Origin of the sequence: Microbacterium testaceum StLB037 (genome assembly GCF_900104345.1) — a bacterium.
Classification (GTDB): Bacteria; Actinomycetota; Actinomycetes; order Actinomycetales; family Microbacteriaceae; genus Microbacterium; species Microbacterium testaceum_A.
In genome coordinates this window covers 1-18,960 of sequence record NZ_FNJN01000006.1, presented here as the reverse complement: position 1 = coordinate 18,960, position 18,960 = coordinate 1, and the positions used below count along the sequence as shown (strand labels likewise).

16 protein-coding genes are annotated in these 18,960 nt (G+C 64.9%); 5 read left to right on the top strand and 11 right to left on the bottom strand.

Annotated features, from left to right (window positions below; translation table 11 throughout):
* Positions 1–26: 26 nt before the first annotated feature.
* A complete protein-coding gene (locus BLS25_RS12960; protein ID WP_074696357.1) occupies positions 27–1,055 on the top strand; it encodes an agmatine deiminase family protein in 1,029 nt (342 codons plus the stop codon).
* Positions 1,056–1,074: 19 nt separating this feature from the next.
* Here BLS25_RS12960 and BLS25_RS12955 read toward each other — a convergent pair whose 3' ends face one another.
* Positions 1,075–1,743 carry a TetR/AcrR family transcriptional regulator gene (locus BLS25_RS12955; protein WP_081349849.1) on the bottom strand — a complete coding sequence of 223 codons (669 nt, stop codon included), beginning with the start codon at positions 1,741–1,743 and terminating at the stop codon, positions 1,075–1,077.
* A 370-nt stretch (positions 1,744–2,113) separates the two neighbouring features.
* On the opposite strand from BLS25_RS12955, the gene BLS25_RS12950 reads away from it, so the two are divergent.
* Complete coding sequence (locus tag BLS25_RS12950) at positions 2,114–2,710, top strand: ATP-binding cassette domain-containing protein (protein ID WP_235556933.1); 597 nt, start codon at positions 2,114–2,116, stop codon at positions 2,708–2,710.
* 12 nt (positions 2,711–2,722) lie between these two features.
* Here the strand turns inward: BLS25_RS12950 and BLS25_RS12945 are convergent, their stop codons facing one another.
* The 3 genes from BLS25_RS12945 to BLS25_RS12935 all read right to left on the bottom strand — a co-directional run bounded on the left by BLS25_RS12945 (position 2,723) and on the right by BLS25_RS12935 (position 5,304).
* Positions 2,723–4,003, bottom strand: coding sequence for an MFS transporter (locus BLS25_RS12945; RefSeq protein WP_074696355.1), 1,281 nt, complete (start codon positions 4,001–4,003; stop codon positions 2,723–2,725).
* 46 nt (positions 4,004–4,049) lie between these two features.
* A complete protein-coding gene (locus BLS25_RS12940; RefSeq protein ID WP_074696353.1) occupies positions 4,050–4,595 on the bottom strand; it encodes a hypothetical protein in 546 nt (181 codons plus the stop codon).
* A gap of 232 nt (positions 4,596–4,827) precedes the next feature.
* Positions 4,828–5,304 (bottom strand): SRPBCC family protein, encoded by a 477-nt coding sequence (locus BLS25_RS12935; RefSeq protein WP_074696351.1) that lies wholly within the window; start codon positions 5,302–5,304, stop codon positions 4,828–4,830.
* A gap of 347 nt (positions 5,305–5,651) precedes the next feature.
* Here BLS25_RS12935 and BLS25_RS12930 point away from each other — a divergent pair, with 347 nt between their 5' ends.
* Positions 5,652–9,395 (top strand): YobI family P-loop NTPase, encoded by a 3,744-nt coding sequence (locus BLS25_RS12930; protein ID WP_143017959.1) that lies wholly within the window; start codon positions 5,652–5,654, stop codon positions 9,393–9,395.
* 58 nt (positions 9,396–9,453) lie between these two features.
* On the opposite strand, the gene BLS25_RS12925 is transcribed toward BLS25_RS12930, so the two are convergent.
* The 4 genes from BLS25_RS12925 to BLS25_RS12910 all read right to left on the bottom strand — a co-directional run bounded on the left by BLS25_RS12925 (position 9,454) and on the right by BLS25_RS12910 (position 12,936).
* A complete protein-coding gene (locus BLS25_RS12925) occupies positions 9,454–10,632 on the bottom strand; it encodes a tyrosine-type recombinase/integrase (protein ID WP_074696347.1) in 1,179 nt (392 codons plus the stop codon).
* Complete coding sequence (locus BLS25_RS12920) at positions 10,632–10,859, bottom strand: helix-turn-helix transcriptional regulator (protein ID WP_081349847.1); 228 nt, start codon at positions 10,857–10,859, stop codon at positions 10,632–10,634. The genes BLS25_RS12925 and BLS25_RS12920 overlap by 1 nt, the downstream gene beginning before the upstream one ends.
* A gap of 292 nt (positions 10,860–11,151) precedes the next feature.
* Positions 11,152–11,316, bottom strand: coding sequence for a hypothetical protein (locus BLS25_RS16965; protein ID WP_176786374.1), 165 nt, complete (start codon positions 11,314–11,316; stop codon positions 11,152–11,154).
* 1,350 nt (positions 11,317–12,666) lie between these two features.
* Entirely contained in the window at positions 12,667–12,936 is a 270-nt protein-coding gene (locus BLS25_RS12910) for a hypothetical protein (RefSeq protein WP_143017958.1), read from the bottom strand.
* Positions 12,937–13,233: 297 nt separating this feature from the next.
* On the opposite strand from BLS25_RS12910, the gene BLS25_RS16715 reads away from it, so the two are divergent.
* Positions 13,234–13,650, top strand: a complete 417-nt coding sequence (locus BLS25_RS16715; protein WP_143017957.1) for a hypothetical protein — start codon at positions 13,234–13,236, stop codon at positions 13,648–13,650.
* A 1,596-nt stretch (positions 13,651–15,246) separates the two neighbouring features.
* On the opposite strand, the gene BLS25_RS16490 is transcribed toward BLS25_RS16715, so the two are convergent.
* On the bottom strand, positions 15,247–15,459 hold the full coding sequence (locus tag BLS25_RS16490) for a hypothetical protein (RefSeq protein WP_176786373.1): 213 nt from the start codon (positions 15,457–15,459) through the stop codon (positions 15,247–15,249).
* A gap of 1,256 nt (positions 15,460–16,715) precedes the next feature.
* Between BLS25_RS16490 and BLS25_RS12905 the strand changes: the two genes are divergently transcribed.
* The gene (locus tag BLS25_RS12905; RefSeq protein ID WP_074696341.1) at positions 16,716–17,255 is read left to right on the top strand and encodes a hypothetical protein; all 540 of its coding nucleotides are present in this window, start codon (positions 16,716–16,718) and stop codon (positions 17,253–17,255) included.
* Between the two features lie 17 nt (positions 17,256–17,272).
* On the opposite strand, the gene BLS25_RS12900 is transcribed toward BLS25_RS12905, so the two are convergent.
* On the bottom strand, positions 17,273–17,767 hold the full coding sequence (locus BLS25_RS12900; RefSeq protein ID WP_074696339.1) for a GNAT family N-acetyltransferase: 495 nt from the start codon (positions 17,765–17,767) through the stop codon (positions 17,273–17,275).
* Between the two features lie 150 nt (positions 17,768–17,917).
* Positions 17,918–18,775, bottom strand: a complete 858-nt coding sequence (locus tag BLS25_RS12895) for a phosphotransferase family protein (RefSeq protein ID WP_074696337.1) — start codon at positions 18,773–18,775, stop codon at positions 17,918–17,920.
* Positions 18,776–18,960: the final 185 nt, after the last annotated feature.

The following is an 18,960-nucleotide window of genomic DNA, read 5'->3' as shown; positions in this document are numbered from 1 at the left end:
CCGATTGACCCGAGAAGGAGCACGCCATGTGGCGCATGCCCGCTGAATCCGCCCCGCACGAGCGCACCTGGATGGCGTTCCCGCGCGAGGGCATCACCCTCGGCGAGGGCGCGGAGTTCCGCGAACAGGGCTACCAGGCCTGGACCGACGTCGCACACGCCGTGCGGGAGTTCGAGCCCGTCACGATGGTCGTCGACCCCACCGAGATGACCCGAGCCCGGCGCATGCTCTCGTCTGCCATCGAGATCGTCGAGGCCCCTCTCGACGAGTTCTGGATGCGCGACATGGGCCCCACCTTCGTCGTCGACCCCGACCGCCCCGGCGTCCTCGGCGCGGTCGACTGGATCTTCAACGGCTGGGGCGCCCCCGACTGGGCCGAGTGGCAGAAGTCGGCGGGGATCGCCCGCGTCGTCGCCGAACACCTGGGAGCCGAGCGCATCGATTCGCTGCTCGTCGCCGAGGGCGGCGGTCTGCATGTCGACGGCACCGGCACGGTGCTGCTCACCGAGACCGTGCAGCTCGACCCGCGCCGCAACCCCTTCGCCGACCGCGCCCGCGTCGAGGCCGAGATGGCCCGCACGATCGGAGCGACAGATGCCATCTGGCTCTCCCGCGGCCTGACCCGCGACTACGACGACCTCGGCACCAACGGACACGTCGACATCGTGGCCACGTTCGCCTCGCCCGAGCACGTCCTCATCCACGAGCAGACGGATGCCACCCATCCCGACTTCGAGGTGTCACGTCTGGTGCGCCGCGAGCTCTCGGACGCGTTCGCCGCCCGCGGCCGCGAGGTGCGTATCACCGGCATCCCCGCCCCGACAACGCTGCGCGACGACGAGGGCTGGCTCGACTGGAGCTACATCAACCACCTCGTCACCAACGACGGTGTCGTGCTGTGCGGCTTCGGCGATGAGACCGCCGACGCCCGCGCTCGAGAGGTCGTGGCCGATGCCTACCCGGGTCGCCGGGTGGTCACGGTCGACTCGCGCCCGATCTTCGACCGCGGCGGCGGCATCCACTGCATCACGCAGCAGCAGCCCGCCCTCGGCTGAGCCGGGGCGCCTTCGTCGTTCAGACGGCGGCTGCGACCGTGGCCAGGGCGTCGAGGTACATCTCGAGCTGCTTGGCGAACACCTCGCGGTAGTTCACCAGCGCCAGCTCCGCTTTCGCCGCCTCGGCGTGCGGATACTGCGAGGGGTCGGTGGGGGCGTAGACCTGGATCCACCCGTCCGCCACCTCCCGAGTGGCGCCGGCGGCCAGGCGCGCGCCGTACGCCGAGGCGGCGCCGAGCACGGTCTGCGCGTACACCTGGTATTGCACGACCGCCTCGCGTCCGTGCAGACCCGCAACCGCCATCGCGCGCAGGATCCATTCGACGGCCCGCAGTTCGTTGATGCTGTTGGCCACCGTCAACAGGGTGAGGGCGGCGGCCGCGGGGTGCGCCTCGGCGGTGCGCCAGGCGCGCCACGCGAGATCCTCGAGGTCGGCGCGCCATTCGTCGGTGGGTTCGTAGCCCTCGAGCGAGATGCCGTCGAGATGGTCGGCCAGGGCTTCGAGCAGTTCGTCGCGGCTGGCGAAGTGCCGATAGACCGCCGTCGGGGACGACTTGAGCTCAGCCCCCAGCCGCGAGAACGTGAGCGCCGACTCGCCCTCGCCGTCCATCAGTCGAAGGGCCGCCTCGACGATCTCCGCGCGACTGAGCGATCCGCGCTTGCGCCGGGTCCTCGCCTCTTCGGTCATGACGCCCCCGATCTCACCCCGGCGAGCGTCGATCGGCCCGAGCGGGGTCAGTGAATGGTCATGATCATCTCATTCACTATGGAGTCAAGCAAGCGACACCACGGGAACGAGCCTACCGATCGACGCCGACCGCCGGCGACGTTCGAGGAGCGGCGGGCGGCGCCGGCGAGCCCGGTGTTACCGCCGTCGTCGGCGGATGTTACGAGTTAGTGAATGCTGTTGACTACAACATCCACTATGAGGATACTCAGGACACGCGCAACGAAGCGCCGCCCACCCGCCTCGGAGGCCCTGATGAATCCCGCTCCATCGCTCCGCCCCTGCTTCACCGTCGTCGCCCGCGTCGACCCCGCGCGCGAGCGTCGCGGCGGTGAGGCGTCGCGTGCAGTACATCCCGCAGGACCCGTTCTCGTCCCTCGACCCGCGACGCACGATCGGGCAGACCCTCGCCGAGGCGATCGATCCCGTCGGCGCACGCCAGCGGCGCCACCATGCGCGGATCGTCGAAGCCCTGGCATCCGTCGCTCTGGGAGAGGATGCCGTCGACCGCTACCCGCACGAGTTCTCGGGTGGTCAGCGCCAGCGCATCGCGATCGCGCGGGCTCTGGTCGTGGACCCCGACGTCATCGTCGCCGACGAGATCACCTCGGCTCTCGACGTGTCGACGCAGGCCGAGATCCTGCAGCTGCTCGAGAGACTGCAGCGCGAGCGGAACCTGACGATGCTCTTCATCTCGCACAACCTCGCCGTGGTGGAGGAGCTGTGCGACGAGGTGGTCGTGCTGTTGCACGGGCGCATCGTCGAGCAGGGGGCGATCGCCGAGGTGTTCGCCGATCCGCGCGAGGCGTACACGCGGCGGCTGCTCGAGTCGGTGCCCGGCGGAGCGGCGTTCGATGTCACCGCCCCGGTCGTCACCGCGGCGGTGCGGACGGTGCCGGTCCGGGGACGCCGGCGATTGTTCGGGTGAGGCTCGGGGCCCTCAGTTCTTCGTCGTGCCTCCGTGCCGCGCACTCCGCAACGGCGAGAAGGCGATGACGAGGGATGCGAGGACGAAGAACCCGGCGCCCGCGCCGAGCGTCGCGGGCAGACCGATCACGGTCATCAACAGCCCCGCCAGGAGCGCTCCGACGAAGAACACCGTGCGGTTCACGGTGCGGATGGTGGAGTTCATCCGCCCCTGGATGCCATCGGGTGCGACGGACTGACGGTAGGAGATGTCGTTGGGGTCCTCGATCCCCATCGCCAGTCCGTAGACGAACTGGGCGGCGGCGACGACGCCGAGGGTCACCCCCATGCCACCGTCGGGGCTGAGCGGGACGAGCGCGAGAGCCGCCCAGGGCAGCACGACCAGAACACGGCCCAGCAGGATCGCGCGTCCCGCCCCGAGGCGGGCGCCGAGGCGCGGGGCGATGACCGCTCCCACGAAACCGCCCACTCCCCCGAGCGCGAGGGCCACCCCGTAGGCCCAGGGCGGCAGGGCGAGTTCTCGCAGCGCGAAGACGACGAATGCCGTCACCACGATGCTGTTGCCGAGGAACCACACGTGGATCGACAGGGCGAGGGGCCGGAGCGTCGGATGCCGGTAGGTGTAGCGCATGCCCTGGGCGATCTCGTGCCCGACGTGTCGACCGGCGGCTCGCGGCGCGGCCCTCTTCTCGGACACGACGATGCCCGACTGCAGAAGGGCGGCGACGGCCGCGATGACGGCGTCGATCACGAAGAGGATCGGCGCACCCACGATCGCGAGCAGCGCACCGCCGATCGCGGGCCCCGCCGTCTGGGCGACGGTCTGACTCTGGCCGAGTCGGGCGTTGGCCGCGGGAAGCGACGCCCGCGGCACGAGTCGCGGCAGGAGCGGTTGCGCCGCGGAGTCCCCGAACAGGGTGAGAACCCCGAGCGCCAGGGTGACCGCCGCGAGCGACCAGAAATCGAGCGCCCCCGTCACCACAAGGACGGGGACGATCGCGAGCACCACCGCCCGGCCGATCGTGGTCACCACCAAAGCCCGTTGTCGTCGCCAGCGATCCATCCACGCGCCGACGATCAGACCGAGGAACAGGTACGGAACGACGCTGAGGGCATTCAGGATGCCGACCTGCCCGGGCGTCGCGCCGATCACCGTCACGATCAGAACCTGGAAGGCGACCCCGGCGATCGTAGAACCGAAGGCACGCAGCGTCGTCGCGGTCCAGAAGAAGGCGAATGCCGGGTGACGGAGGATCTCGCGCGGGGGCGCCGCCGACGGTGAGTCCTCGTCCATGCGTCGAGCGTATCCAGGCCGGTGGCGCGACCGCCCGGCGGCAGGGTCACCCCGCGGCGTCAGTGCCCGTGTGGATGCGGAACTCGTCGACCGTCCCGCGGTGGCCGCAGCCGCCTCGACCTTCGTGGCACTGGATGGGGTCGCCGTTCGAGAATCCGCTCCGCGGGTCGATGACGCGCGCGGGGAAGTGCTCCGCCGACGGCTGCCCCGCCGCGGTCGGATCCACGCCGTCGTCGAGCATGACGACGTTCAAGGTGACTTGAATGACGAACGCACGCTCGTGCGCACACCGGGGGCAGCGGATCCCGGCGAGACGCCCCGTGTTGGAGCCTGCCTCCGCCGCCGCCGCGGGAACGACAGGAACGGGTGCGGGTCGGCGATGGACCGCGAGCTCGTCCGCGCAGTCGTACGTGAAGTGGGTGATCTGCCCGTCCGGATGCCGCTCAGTGAGACGACGGGTCCACGGGTTCTCCGCCTCGATCCCGATGATCTCGGAGTCGGTGCCGACCACGACATCCCCCGTCCGCAGATCGAACACGGGAAGGGTCAGCACCGGGTACGTCCGGTGCTCACGGGTGGTGGGGGCGGTCATGCGGCGGCTCCGATCGGAACGAGGGCGTGGACGTCGCGGGTCAGCGTCTTCACGCGCGCACCTCGTGCAAGCCCGGAAGAGTCCAGCCCTACTATCGGGTCACTGACGCGGCTCCGTAACGAGCTGACGCGCCCGTTCCGAGGTGGGGTTCTCGGTGTGGCAGGGCGGGCGCCTTCGCGCCAGTATCGACGCGGCGACCGGGCCCCGTGTCCCAGCCGGCCAGCAGCCCCGCTCAGCGCACGGCGGCGAGCACAGTCGGGTCGGAGCATCCTTTCGCGAAACCGCGAATGCGCCGATCCATGTCGTACTGCAGGACGACGGCGCCGATCCGTTCAGCGAGCGGTGCCAGCCACCGGGGGCGGCAGGCGAAGTTGTACCGCCAGACGGCGAGAGTGCTGCCGGGGTCGTCGGCGACGGGGGTGAACTTCCACCCGCCGGCGAGACGCTCGAAGAACCAGGACCCCTTCGTCATCTTCATGCCGACGTTCGACGGCGGGTTGTAGGAGACGTACTCGCTCTCCATTCGGAAGCCGAAACGCTGCACGGTGTACGTCCGAACGCCCTTCGCCGGAGCGGTCGCACCATCGACGAAGTATTGGCGCCGGATGAACGGATCCCATCGCTGGCGGGTCTCGCCGGTGGTCTGCGACACGGCGAACGCGACGCTCACGTCGACCGGGACGACGCAGCGGGACTCGATGACGGGCATGAAGTCATCGTGTCAGGGCGACGCGCTCGACGCATCGCGAGGAGACAAGACGAAGGCCCCGAATCCGTGAGGATTCGGGGCCTTCGTGGTGGCGGTGACGGTGGGATTTGAACCCATCTCACGATCTAGTTCTACCGCCGGGCCGCGCCGAGAACCGCGCAGATATGCGGAACCCATTCACACCTGTGCACGCCTGTTCACGGGATGCCGCATGCATCCCGTTACTGCTGCGTTACCGCTCAACCGCGGCGCGGTGATCGCCTACCGCCAGCAATACGAAAAATAGGACACGACCCGCACTCGCACAGGGCAGCTCGACTGTGTCATCTGCTTCTACCCTGAGACCCGTGGAACACCGAACCAAAAATCTGTGGCTCAAAGCTCGGGCGAGCGGCCTGGCGAAAGCCTTGTCACAGCTGTACAAGCCGCTACCGAACGGCTTGAAACCCGACTACGAGCTACTGTCCCTGGAGCCTGGATTCGACGAGACCGCGCATGGCGAGTACGCGAGACTGCTCATACACGAGCTGGAGAAACCGCGAGCGAACGCGCCTAGAAGCATCGCGTTGACCGGGCCCTACGGGGCGGGCAAGAGCAGTGTGATCCAACGCGTCATCGAGCACGTCGGACCGCGGGCAGTCACGATCTCACTCCCCACATTGGGCGATGCAGTCGCCCAAGAAAAGCGAGGGTCGGCGGGCGCTAGTCCTGATCGCCAGATGACCAAGACCAACGTGGTTCAAAAAGAGATTGTCAAGCAGCTCCTCTATATCGAGCGACCATCGAAGATGCCCGGCTCTCGTTTCCAGAGGATCACGCCGATGAGGTGGCGTTTGGCACTGGCTTATGCCGTCGCCGTGGCCACGGTGTCGACGGTGATCCTCTTCGCGACAGACGCACTCGCGAGCTTGGTACGGCTTCTGCCGGACCCGTGGCTGTATGCAGCAGCGATCCATTTTGCAGCGTGGCTTTTTGTGTTCGGTCTCGCCTTGATGACCCAGGCGGCGTTCCACAGTCGAGTAACGGTCGAGCAGCTCGGGTCGGCCGCCGCCTCCATTAAGTTAACGAACGCAAACACGAACTTTTTCGACGAGTATCTCGATGAAATCGTCTACTTCTTTGAACGAACAGAAGTAGACATCGTGATCTTCGAGGACTTGGACCGCTTCAACGAACCACACATCTTCGAGGCACTCAAGGAACTGAACACCCTTCTCAATGGGTCCAAGCAGCTCAACTCCAAGAAGTGCGTAAGATTCGTATATGCACTCAGAGATAGCGTCTTCGACACGGGGACCGAGGTAGGCGCGGGGTCAGAGAGGGCGAAGTTTTTCGGAGCCATCGTGCCGCTGGTGCCATTCATCACACACAAGAGTTCCGCCTCGTTAATCTTGGAAACGTTGGGAAAATCGGCGCCCGATAGCCCGCACTTGGTCGACACCATTTCGGCGCATCTGACCGATATGCGTCTCATAAAAAACATCCGAAACGAGTGGGAGCTATTCCGGCGACGAATTCTCAACGAAGACGGCCTCAAGGACCTCAGCCCGGTGCGCCTGTTTGCGATGGTCGTCTTCAAAAATCTGTACCCTGGCGACTTCGAGCGCATACGATCGGCAACCAGCCGACTCGACATCCTCTTTCGCGCCGGAACCGCGACCATCGAGCAGAATGCCGCAAGACTCTCGAAGGAAGCCGCAAAGCTGCGCGCACGCTCACGTAACCCGCACGCGGAACAGATCGCCAAGGATACCGGGGCGAAGCTCCACGAATACGCGTCCCGCCTTGGCGGAATATATGGCGAACAGCCTCCTAGTACGTACACCGTTGGATCCAGGACCTATCAGCCCGCGCAGCTCGAGACCGTCCAGTTTTGGCGAGATCTCGCGGAGCATCCTCCGCTCGGGGCCATCTATCAAGCTGTCCGCAACTACAACGCGGTTAACCTGACTGCGAACTACACCATCTCTGACATCGAAGCTGGGCTGGGGGTCAAGTGCGACCCCGACCTCTGGGAATCAGAATCGACAGACAAGCTTGCACGTCAAGCTGAGGCTCGCGAGGAGGAGATCCTCAGTCTCGAGAGCCGCTCCGTAGCCGACCTGCTCGTCGAGGCCAGTTACTCAGTGGACGTCGAGCCTCGCGACCGGGCGAGGCTGACCGGAGATGACCTACTGCCGGACGGCCCTATCCGGTTTGATCGACTCGTTGAGCTACTGTTCCCAGAGTCCTTGGTGCACGATCTACTCCTGCATGAGCTTGTGGATCGAAACTTCACTCTGTACGCATCGGAGTTTCGGGATGCCCGAATCACGGCCTCAGCGATGACATACTTCCTCCATCACGTCCAAGACGGCCGCGCAAACTTGACGTATCGGTTCAGCAAACCGAGCGACGTGGATGCGCTCATCGATTACGCGGGAGCCCCTGCGATCAATGATCGCTCGTTCTACAACATCGAGATCATCCAACGCTTGCTGACGGAGCCAAGGCACTCCGAGTCCCTCGACAACCTGCTCCTGGTCCTGGGATCCGCGACAGACGAAGATCGTGCCTTCCTGCGCTCATTCCTCGATCGCAGCCAGTCGGGTTCGCTCTTGCTAGAGAAGCTCGCAGCGCACGACTCGCGGTTGTTCGAATGGATCGTAGCCAACTTCGCAGCCGACAACATCGGCCGCGCGGTCGCCTACTTCTCCGCCGCGCTCCTCGGAGGATCCGCTCGCCCCTATCACGGAGACGAGCGCGTGCGCATCTTCGTTTCGGAGAACGCTCACCGCATGGTCGCTCTCACGGAACCCGTCAGCGCGGTCGCCTCGTCAACAATCACATCAGTGCTTCGGCGCCTCGACGCGAAAGTGCCGGACCTTCGGGTTTTGCCCGAGCCGCAGCGTAGTGATGCGATGCAGCGCGAACTTTTCGAACTGAACCGTACGAACCTCAAGGTTGCCGCGCGCGGAGCAGAGCTCAGTCTCGACGGGTTGCGCGAGACGAACCCATGGCTCGCGGATCTTCTTGTACGGAATGGGACCGAGTATGTCGACATGATTCGTACTAACGAGGACCTTGTCGCGATCCAAGATGAGACTGTAATGAGCGCGACGCTCAATTGGGTCGGAGAGTCGAGTCCTGATCTGGTTGAGGAAATCGCTCGGCTGGCGAGCCCCGGCGCCATGATTGCCGACCTAGCCGAGGTTGGGAAGCCCCTCCAGGCATCCGTGGCACGCGCGGGCCGCGCGACCCCGACAGTCGCAAACATCGCCGAGCTGGAGGCCCGGCTGGAGGACGGGACGGCATCGGAGTCAGACATTGAGCAGTTCCTCGCCCACTTCTCGCAACTCGAGGACGATGGTTCCGACGCCGACTTGTCGACGAGGACCCGCGACCGGATCCTGAAGGCCTCGCTGATCGCAAACGATGACAAAGCCACTCTGATAGCGAGCCTGGCCGCAGCGCCCGAATTGACCGTGGAGGACCTGGAACTCGACGACTCAGACTTGGTGGCCAGGTTAGTCAGCGTCGGTGTCCTTCGGGACGACATCAACACGTTCACTGCGCTGACCGGTTGGCCCACTGCGCGCGCAGCGCTGATGGAGTATTCAAGCGAGTTCACCAACTACGTCACGAGTGATGTTCTCGACAGCGATGCTGTCGAAGCGATCGCACTCTCGCCATCTATCAGCGAAACAGTACGACGGCGCATCTTGTCTCTCCCGCGAAGTCTGTCTCGTGCGAATCGGGTAGCCGCCAAAGCGCTGGTTGAATTCGCGAAGGCTGAGCGAGCGCCCGTTCAAACCAGCAACCTCCAGTACATCGCCTCACTGGGCGTACCCAGGGCAGACGTAGTCGCGCTGGTTGCATTCAATATCGAAAACCGCTCGGGGGCCGCCCTCGGGTCGTTGTTCCAGCTGCTCGGAGGTGAGTACGCAGACCTGGCGAGTCCGGGTCGCGGAGTCATCGAGTTGCCAGACGATGCAGCCCACAGGGCAATTGCCAAGCGTATGCAGGAGGTGGGATTCGCTGGCAAGTTTGGATCCTCGAAGTCTCCAGCGAACTTCGTCGTTTACCGCAGACGCACGGCGGACGGCTTGTGATCGCGCGACTCTATTGGCTGGGCAAGGACGTTCGCATCAGTATGCGGCGATGGTCCTCTCATGCGTCCGGATGAGAGGGCGGGGACGGCTGAGTGCTGAGCGGCCCGATTGACGCGGCACGCGCCACGTTCAGCGCCGCGGCGACGTCGTCAAGATCCTCGTCGAACAGATCGGCATAAGTGTCGAGGGTCATGGCGGCGCTCGCGTGCCCGAGCATTCGTTGGACCGCCTTGACGTTCGCGCCGGCGCTGATCGCAAGTGAAGCAGCGGTGTGTCGAAGATCATGCGGCGTGACGCGCGGCATGATCACACGAACCGCTTCCCCCCGGGCCCTAGCTTCGGCTGCAGCAGACGCATCCTCGAGTCGGGCACGCTTGCATGCGCCTGCGAACCACCCGGACTTCGAGTTACCCGGTCGAAGGTAGCCGCCGGTTCCGGCGGAGAAGATCAACTCGTCCGGCCGTTTGAGCATGACTGCACGGGTCATAGCCGCGTCGAGAAAAGCCGGATAGACCACCGTGCGGCGTTCGTGAGTTTTCGGCGTGCCGACGATCACGTGACCGTTGACGACGACGGCGTTCGCGGAGATGTTCAGGCGACGCCGCGATAGGTCGACGTCTGCGACCGTTAGTCCCGTCGCTTCACCCCACCGAAGGCCTGTGTATGCGAGGAAGCGCACGACGTCCGGATAGAGAGAAGCTGTCGCGAGCCGTTCGACCTGCTGATGCGTGAGGTAGGCCCTCTGCTTGCAAACTTTGCGCGGGGTCTTCACCTCGCGCGCAGGGTTGGACTGTAGCCGGCGATCGCGGACTGCTCCATCGAGGATGGATGCGAGAACGCCGTGGCAACGCTTCACGGTGGTAGCTGAGCGCGCGGCGCTCAGCTCAGCGATCCATGCTGCGACCTCGGTGTGCCGGATCGTGCCGACGCGGCGCCCTCCCCACGCTGGTTCGACGTGCACGCGCCAGGCACTCTCGTCACTGTGGAACGTCGACGGCTTCACCGCAACCGCGTGCGCGATGAGCCATTCCGCACCCAGTTCACGGACGGTGATTCGCGACTCTCCCGGGGCGATGTACGCGCCCTGCAGCTTCGCCGACTCCACTGAGGTGATGTACGCCTCGGCGTCCCGCTTGCGCGCGAACCCTCCCTTACGGGCAGTCTTCCCGTCCGGCTTTCGGTATCGCGCCTCCCAACGCTTTCCGATCTTCGTGTCATAGGAGTAGGCGCTGCCCATCAGGCGGCTTCCTCCGAGGTGCTTCCGTGCTCTTGCGAGAGAAGCCACTCGTCTACGGCTTCTGGACGGTAGCGGGGACTGCGGCCGATGCGAATGAACTTCGGTCCGCGACCGGTGATGCGCCATTCGCTCAAACTGCGTTCGGTCGTGCCGAGACGTTGGGCAAGGGTTGCCGGCGTGATGAGCGAGTCCAGCAGACGAGTGCTCGCGGGGGCCTGTGAAGACATGATGGGTCCTTGGAAGAGATATTCCAAGGGACCTTGGTAGCCGAACCCGTTAGCGGTTGCTTGGCGTATCCACTTGTCGAGCCGAATGGCTCTGACCCTTTTTTGTCGTCAGGCTTGCTCATGACCCTACTAGTGGGCACTGACATTTATCGCGAGCCCCCATGGCCGCACTTCAACGCACGAGTGCACCACTTCTGCCACGAGGGTCAGCTCGACTTCCCTCGCGGGGAGGCCGCCGCCGAAATGATTCGCGGAATGATTTCGGAATTGATTCGCCGCCTCGGGCGCGCGATCAGGCAGAGCCCAGGCGCTCCTCGAGCAGCGGCGTGACGGTCAGCCACGATCCCTCGGCGAGGTGGTCGACGACCTCGAGATACTGCTCTCTGGAGAGCCCGGCGACGTTCAACTGAACGACGCGCGGCCCGAGGGCGATCACGGCATGGACGAGAGCGTCCATGCGCTCAGGCGTGACGTCATCAGTGACGAATGACGAAGTGCCCCCATCGAAGCGCCACCCGATCATGGTGATCAACATGCGCTCGCAAGCGAGCTCGTCGAGATGGGGCGGACCTGGGTCGGCCGCCGTCCGCTCCGGAGCGATGCGCATGCGCCGCCCCGCTTGCCCGCGACCCCAGAGAGCCCTAAACCGAGAGCCGGCGCTCAGCGCCGCACTGTCGCGTTTCCGCGTCCCAAGTCCACGCTCGAGGCGAGACGTCTCGGGGATTTCCAGCGAGGACGTCAGCCGCTCGCGCAGGTCCCGATTCGTACTCTCAGCCACAGCGAACTCACGTCATCCTCTGTCGGTCAACAGGTTGGTCTCACGTTCCGACCACGAACCTGGGACGGACATCGAACCAACCCCCGGGTCGGCACCGCCGACCTCTCACTGCCCTGGCGCGGAGGGCGCTCTCAGACGCTCGGTCGCATCGCGACCGCGACCCCGCGCCGTTGGTTCATTCGGACATCATCAGCGGCTTCAGCCGCGCTCTCACACCCCCGCCCGAAGGGTGGGTTCAACCGGCGATGCCGCGCCACAGCGAAGCGACGAAGCGACATCGACGGGAGCACCCGAGAACGCCCCAGTGGGGCGTTGGAGGGCAAGGAGCGAAGCGACGCAGTAGGGGCCCTCGACGCGTCAGCGGCGAGGGTGAGGGAACCCGCGAGAAGGAGCGCAGCGACGCCCGAACGGGTGACCGAAGAGGTGTCGGCTATGCCGACCACCGGGATGTGATTCGACCGAGCGCAGCGACGGAGAAACGCAGCCCGGTGCCACCTCCCCTTATGCTCTTTTCTTTACCCCCGAGCATCCGGAGCTTCAGCGGAGGATCGAGGTCATGTTTTGCGACAGCATCAGGGAAAAAGGTGGTCACCAGTCCATCTGTCACCAGACCGGAATCCGTAGGACCCGAAGGGCGGGCTGGTGACAGCGGCACCTTTTTCCCTGGGAAAGTCGGGGATTGGCTGTCACCCAGGTTGAGAACGAAGTGGCACCTGGGTGACAGCCTTCGAGCAACGCGAGGCGAGGGTGGTGCCACGCAGTGGTGACAGCCTCTTGGATCCCCGACGCGGCCGCGGGGACGCGGTCGCTTTCAGCCTCGCTGGAGCGCAGGACGCGGCGCAGCCGTGGCCTCTGCGTGTAGCCGTCATCGACCTCATCGAAGGACGCGGATCCTCCACAGAGGAGCCGTGGCCGAAGGGTTGGCGCCAGCCGCGCAGCGGCGTTCGTGAAGCTCTTCTTTCGCCCCCTCGGGGCTGATTAGCGACTGCAGCTGTCCCCTTCGAGATGCTCTCGGTGGGGCCTAGAGGCTCACCCGCTGACCCACTGACTCGCGACGATCTCCTCGAGGTGGCCTTCGAGCTTGTCGAGGTCATCGGCGATCTCCGTCTCGCCGATGAAGCGCAGCGCAGGGCTGAGCTCCTTCACCGCGGGTAAGTACTTCTGGGCCCGGCGGAGCACGACGTAGGGTGTGTCGCCGGCGGCCAGCTGGTGACGCAGGGCGCCGGCGTTATCGAGGAGGTCGAGGGTCTTCACGATGACCGCCATTACGGCGATGGGGACGGTCCCGATGGCACGCAAGCTCGTGCATGTTTCGAAGCGGTACGGTCAGAATGCAACGCATCGGAAGATATTGCTCTCAGGGAGGTCGTCATGCCAACCGCCGCCCGGCCGCTCACTCTAGCTGACGCGGTCGATGAATCGCTCGCGAGAATCGACCGATCCGAATGCGGACCGGAAATACTACGGACCCTACACTTGGAAGCCACGCGACTCCTTCGCGCATCACGCCCGGAATCCCACTCGTCAGGAATGACTCCTCATATCCGCGCAATCCTGATTGAGTCCCAGGTATTCACAACACAGAGTCTCGTCGAGATGGAAGAACGCCTTGCACGCGGTGAGCTGCGTGAGTCGGAAGATCGGACCAGACTGGAAACAATTGCCGCATCATACGGTGAACACGAAGTCGCGGAGAGGCTCGGCCTGGACGTTCGAGAGGTTCAATATCGCGCGCGGATCGGAACGTTGTACTCTTTCCCTGTCGGCGGTGTTACGGTCTATCCGAAATGGCAGTTCGCGCATGAAACTGAGGACAAATTGCTACCTCACCTCGCGCGCGTGTTAGCGTCGCTTCTCGAGGAATGGGATCCGGCAAGCGTGCAAGGATTCATGAGCACCCCAAAGGAAGATCTGACATCTCGTGGTAAGCGCATGACTCCGGTCGAGTGGTTGCTTCAGGGCAAGAGCCCCCGCCGTGTCGAGGTCATCCTCGAATGGGAGCTGTGTCATTGAGCGTTTGTGCTCAGCGCGCAAGACCTCCGGAACGTGCGCTGCCCCGAACTCTGGTGGCCGACTCCGCTGGCGGAGTGACTGTCGACATGCTTGTCTAAGGATGAACAGCCGCTCGGAGCGCGCCGGCCCCCTTCGGCGTCGCACCGGCCCCTACCACTGAGGCGACTTTCTCTTGAGTCCTCGGTCGTACCGTTGATGGCCGCACCTGACCCATTGACCGCGCATACCCTCAAGTGAAGACCCGCACCACGCAAAGGCGGCAGGGATCGTACTCCCCCCCTCCGGGGGGGGGGGGCAGCTCCACGTGCCGCGGCCTCCCTGACGCGTAGGTGTGGACCATCGCGGCAGCGCTGTCGAAGAAGGTACTGTTGAACGGCGTCCGGAATTCACGCACGTGAGCGAGCTCGGCGCACGAGGGGGTCGAAGTTGCTCTTGGACACGTTCTGGGTGAGCGCCTTGCCGAGGATTGCCTCGCCTCGGAGGGATGTATCGCCCCAGACGCGATTGCCACTCTCCGCGCGCAAGAGCCCCTACAACGACGTCCGCGCACCGGCTCATACTTGGCAACCTGCCGCGATTCAGAAATGGGTCGACCCGAATGTGTGCGCGATGGCCGCCGGCGTTATTTTGAGCCCTTCGTCACGCAGGTGCTAGGCGGAACAGGTGGCGACAGTTGGGTTCAACTCAACAGTTGGGTTCAACTCAACAGTTGGGTTCAACACATGCGTTGCATGCAACGCGTACAACGCATACAACGCACGTGGCCCAGGGCCCGCGTCCGAGCGCAATAAGGCCCACAGGTAGGGCTCAACACCGAGCCTGGGTTCCCTTTTGCCTTTCAGAAACCGAGCGGGGCCACCTGCGTCACGACGCGGGCTGCAGTTGCCCAAACGTGCCTGCGGTTCAGCGACCTACCTTGGGCGCTTCGACTACCATCGGGGGTGAGCGAGGGGCTTGGACCTTCGCGCACATTTCGGTGGGTTCCCGATACACAACGTGTCCCGGGAACCCACTTGTGTTTCGGAGGCAAACCGCCGGGCTGGCTGGTGGACATTGAGAGCCCCGGTGGAACCTTGAATCGCTGGGCATTTCTCATCCATGGCGGACCGCGGGCGCGCCTATGAACGGGCGACGCGCGCGGCAGTTTCTGGTCGCTTCGGCGTGGCGTCCGAACGCGACTGAATGCCCCAGCGGAGGCCGGACCATTCATCTCCGGCTCGAAGAGAGGGGCCGATAACGATGGTCCGCCCAACGACGGTCGCTTCTGTCATGATGTGCGCAGTTCAGTCGCTATCCCCATGGATGGTCGTGATCGCGTCCTTCAACGCGTGCAGAGCACTCGGCGTTGGGCGGACGTTCGCTCCGGGGGTGTTTGTTGCGCCGACTTGGGCACCTGTCACACCGAAAGACTAGAAGGCCCACACCAGAGATGGGACAGCCAGCCGATCAGAGCGTCCCGCGCAATCGGTCGTCCGTCCTTCACCAAGGCCGGACTCCGGGTTGAGCTCTCCTGTCGAGGCTTCGCACGTTGACCTCTTGCTCCCGGTCATCGGCCGGATTCAACCCTGAGCGAAGGACGGGCGAGTCTTGGACGCGTCACACGCCTTTCAAGGCTTTGCGCGATACCCGCTCGCGCGCGACGATGCAAGCGAGCTCACGGTTCATCTCGGCCTCAGCATCAGCTGCGGTAAGTCGGCCGTCGAGTACGCGGCGAGCACGATCCATCATGGCTTTGCTGGGGAAATGTCCCGCGAGCTGATGCCCCTTCTCGATCACAGCGAGCGCCTGCTCGATGGGATTGCTGGACACGTTGTCGTCGTCATTAGACATCGTCACGCGTCGACCTCCCAACGCTCCCCCTGCTTGAGTCCAATCTTAATGAAGGCGCCCCCGGACTACCGGGTCTTGCGACGGCCACAACCACGTGATGCAGCCTTCCGGGGCGAGGAGACCGCGCGCATCGCTGCGGAGCTCGAGGCTCAGCGTCTGGCCGCAGAAGCCGGAGCCAGGCGCCTGGCGGAGGAGGAAGCCGCTCGCCAGGCTACCGTAGCCGCTGCCGAGGAGGCCGCTCGCCAGCAGGCCGCCCAGCGCAACTCCAGTGGTGGCTCGTCGAACAACTCCGGTGGCTCCAGCAACACCGGGTCCTCCGGTGGCTCGCGGCCCGGCGGCGGCGGTCCCCCCGCGGGCGGCCAGGTCGGAGGCGGCGGTGGCTGCGTCGTGGACAACGGTATGGGCGGCACCCGTCCCTGCTAAGACCGGGGGTGGCTGGCCCACCCCGCATCTCGCCTACCAGCGGTAGAAGGAGAATCTGAGAGCGTCCCAGATGACGCACTCTGCCCGAGCTCGGCGCTCAGCGCACGAACGGTTCAAGAAGCCCCCGGGGAGCATCTGCTCCTTGGGGGCTTTTCTCTCGCTCACCGCTCTCACTGCATCGCGTACCAGCGCATCCGGTACGCGTGCTCGCCGCGTCGTATAGCAAAAAACCCCAGTTCAGGCTCCCTATACAGGTCGAGTTCGCGCGTGGGCGTACCGGTTGCGGTACCACGCTGATTCGCTCAATTACCTCCGCTGATCTGGCCTTTTGTGCCGATGTACCACGTGTACCACCTGACGCGTACAACCTCATGCACGTGTGCGCGCATGCGCGTACGTGTGGAGTTTGTAGATATAGGTGGTACTCCCGGTACATTCACTCTTTCTCTCTCCAAAAACCCCAGAAAACCGGGCGAGAACGGGGTCTGGAGTGCGTACCGGAAGAAAATCCCTCCCGGTGCGCGGCAAAGCCTGGCGTGCTTCGAAATCACCCCTGAGCTGGCATTTGTTTGACGGCGGTGCGTACCAGATGCATTTGGCTACGTGGTACTTCCACCCTCCCCTGTGCCCCACCAGCGAGCCCAGCGTGCTTCGAGATTGCCTGCATCGGGACGGCGTGCGTCGGCTGCGACTGCACGCGGACCATGCCCCATCGAGCTTTTGGGTACCGGCGACGGCAGAGCCGCCGACGGGTGGTTTCCGATGGTTCCGCAACGGTGGGCCACAATCCCACATCCACTCGAAGGAGCATCATGCAGACGCAGACCATCGCTATCGCCATCAGCTCGCTCAGCGGACTCCTGTCCGAGCCCAAGGCCTCGTTCGAGGGACTCACCACGCTCCACGGCGTCCGCGAGCAGATCTCGGACCTGTTCGACAGCTACGCCGCCGAGCTGCGCGCGGATCCGGACACCGCGCCCATGTGGGACGCTGTCGCCGCGGCTCTGCCGCACCCCTCGAGTGCCACGGTGGCGACCCCTTCCCCCGACGCCCACGTCGCGGCGTTCTGGCGTGAGCACTCCGACCAGTTCACCTGGGATTTCGTGCCCATGGTCGTGGTTCATGAGATCTACATCGACTGGATGCGGCGCCGGCACCCGTCCGTGGATCAGCTGACCCGGCTCGCGTTCAGCAGGGCTCTGCGGCTTATCCTCCCCGGCCGCGGCGCCTGGCGCTACACACGGGCTCGCATCGGCGCTCTCGCCCGCGTCGACGAGCCGCTGGCCCGCGGGGTCAAGTGGCGCCCGGGCGGAAGCGCCGCGACCTACGGGCTTCGTCGGCAGGCGTCGTGAGCGACGCCTGCGCGGAATCACGCGAGGCGCTCAGCCCCGAAGCGCCGACGGTAGTAGACCAGTGCGTCATCCCGCCGGATCTCAGAGAAGCCGTTCTTCAGCAGGACCTGCTGAGAGGCGATGTTTCTGACGTCTGTGTCGGCGGCCGCGACGCGGGCGCCCCAGGCCGATGCGAAACGCAGGGCTAGCCCCACCGCTTCGGTCGCGAGGCCTGCTCCGCGGGCTGACGGGACGAGACCGTAACCGAATTCGACGTGACCCAGCTCGTCCGGAGGTCCGAAGAACCCGAAGCCACCGATCGCGCGCCCATCGTCCGTTCTTCGAACCAGGTACATCGTGAACGGGCTGTTCGTCGGTTCAGCTGCAGAGAGGGCCGCCAATGGGACCAGCTCATCCGCAAAGGGGTACTCAGGATGCCAATTGTCACCAGGCTGCTCCTGGCGATCAACGATACGCCGGGCAAGTTCTTGGGAGATCGGTTCCAAGGCAACACGGGCACTGTGAAGGATCATCGGTCGATGATTCCAGCTTTCCCGTGGTCCATCGACCGATCGGATATCGAACGCGATCTTCAACACCGATCGCGAACGGCCCGTCGGTTCACTTCTGCCGCGAGCCCGCTTCTCGCGCACTCCCGCTGCCTGACCAGCGATGCGTTTCCGTCAGCCCAAACGCGTCATACGTGCGTTGGCTTTCTCCACTGCGCGTTGCACCTCTTGCGCCGGGCGGTCATTGACGAGGGCGAAACGGATCAGCTGAAGCGGGAACGTCGCGGCAATGAAGCGCGCCCGCGCCACGATGTCCGCCGTGCAGGCTTTCTCGAGTGCATCCCATCCATGCCACGCGGCCAACGCTGCGACGTCCTCAGCCGGGTCGTCAGCGCTTGCAAGGTCCCAATCCAACACGCCTACGACGCGCCCGTTCTCCCAAAGAACGTTTTCGCCGGCGAGATCTCCATGAATGAGGGATGTGGCGTGGCCTTGGAGAGCTGCAAGGCTGTCCGCGGCGTCACGGGCCGCGCGTCGAACTGCCGGGTCGAGTCGCGGGATTGCTTCCTCGACCATGATCGAGTGCCAGCCCGCGCCGCCCATGAACGCGTGAGACTGGGCGAGGTGCTGCTTGAGTGGAGCGACGGACACGGCCTGCAACGCCTCGAGCAGTTCTGCGATGCTCCGCGGGTCGCCCTCGCCCGGTCGGTGCGCTGCCCCAGGGATGCGGTGTTGCGCGATCGCGACGATGCCGCTCTCGGCGATGGGTTCTGCGAGCGATCGGGGTACGGCGAACGGCAGCTCGGGAAGCGAGTCGATTACTTTCTGGGCATGAAGGGCAACGGCTGCCGCGTGGGGGCTCCGACTCACGCGCACCGCGGCGCTGCCCGCGAGAACAACCAGGTTGGAGGAACCGTGGTTCACAAGCTCCCAATGCGACGGCGGGACGCGAACGCCTGATCCTTGCAGCGCGGCAGTCACCGCCGCGTCCACGATCTCTCGCTCCGGCGCGATGTATGTCGGACATTCCATGGCAAAACGATAACGACGCGCTACCTGACCACGTCGGAGGCAGGGAGCTCGTTCAAGCCCCGGAGTTAGGCGTGGATCTCGGGTCTCTCACTCAGTCGCGATGAGGCCGCGTTCTCAGCCAATTCCTCATCAACAGCGGAAAGACTGGCTATACGATCGTCTTACCAAACCCTATCGAAAGGAAA

Excerpts from the sequence above, each read along its gene's own strand:
- BLS25_RS12960 (WP_074696357.1), top strand. The coding sequence starts at position 27 with ATGTGGCGCATGCCCGCTGAATCCGCCCCGCACGAGCGCACCTGGATG.
- BLS25_RS12955 (WP_081349849.1), bottom strand. The coding sequence starts at position 1,743 with ATGACCGAAGAGGCGAGGACCCGGCGCAAGCGCGGATCGCTCAGTCGC.
- BLS25_RS12945 (WP_074696355.1), bottom strand. The coding sequence starts at position 4,003 with ATGGACGAGGACTCACCGTCGGCGGCGCCCCCGCGCGAGATCCTCCGT.
- BLS25_RS12940 (WP_074696353.1), bottom strand. The coding sequence starts at position 4,595 with ATGACCGCCCCCACCACCCGTGAGCACCGGACGTACCCGGTGCTGACC.
- BLS25_RS12935 (WP_074696351.1), bottom strand. The coding sequence starts at position 5,304 with ATGCCCGTCATCGAGTCCCGCTGCGTCGTCCCGGTCGACGTGAGCGTC.
- BLS25_RS12925 (WP_074696347.1), bottom strand. The coding sequence starts at position 10,632 with ATGGGCAGCGCCTACTCCTATGACACGAAGATCGGAAAGCGTTGGGAG.
- BLS25_RS12920 (WP_081349847.1), bottom strand. The coding sequence starts at position 10,859 with ATGTCTTCACAGGCCCCCGCGAGCACTCGTCTGCTGGACTCGCTCATC.
- BLS25_RS16965 (WP_176786374.1), bottom strand. The coding sequence starts at position 11,316 with ATGGACGCTCTCGTCCATGCCGTGATCGCCCTCGGGCCGCGCGTCGTT.
- BLS25_RS16715 (WP_143017957.1), top strand. The coding sequence starts at position 13,234 with ATGGAAGAACGCCTTGCACGCGGTGAGCTGCGTGAGTCGGAAGATCGG.
- BLS25_RS12905 (WP_074696341.1), top strand. The coding sequence starts at position 16,716 with ATGCAGACGCAGACCATCGCTATCGCCATCAGCTCGCTCAGCGGACTC.
- BLS25_RS12900 (WP_074696339.1), bottom strand. The coding sequence starts at position 17,767 with ATGATCCTTCACAGTGCCCGTGTTGCCTTGGAACCGATCTCCCAAGAA.
- BLS25_RS12895 (WP_074696337.1), bottom strand. The coding sequence starts at position 18,775 with ATGGAATGTCCGACATACATCGCGCCGGAGCGAGAGATCGTGGACGCG.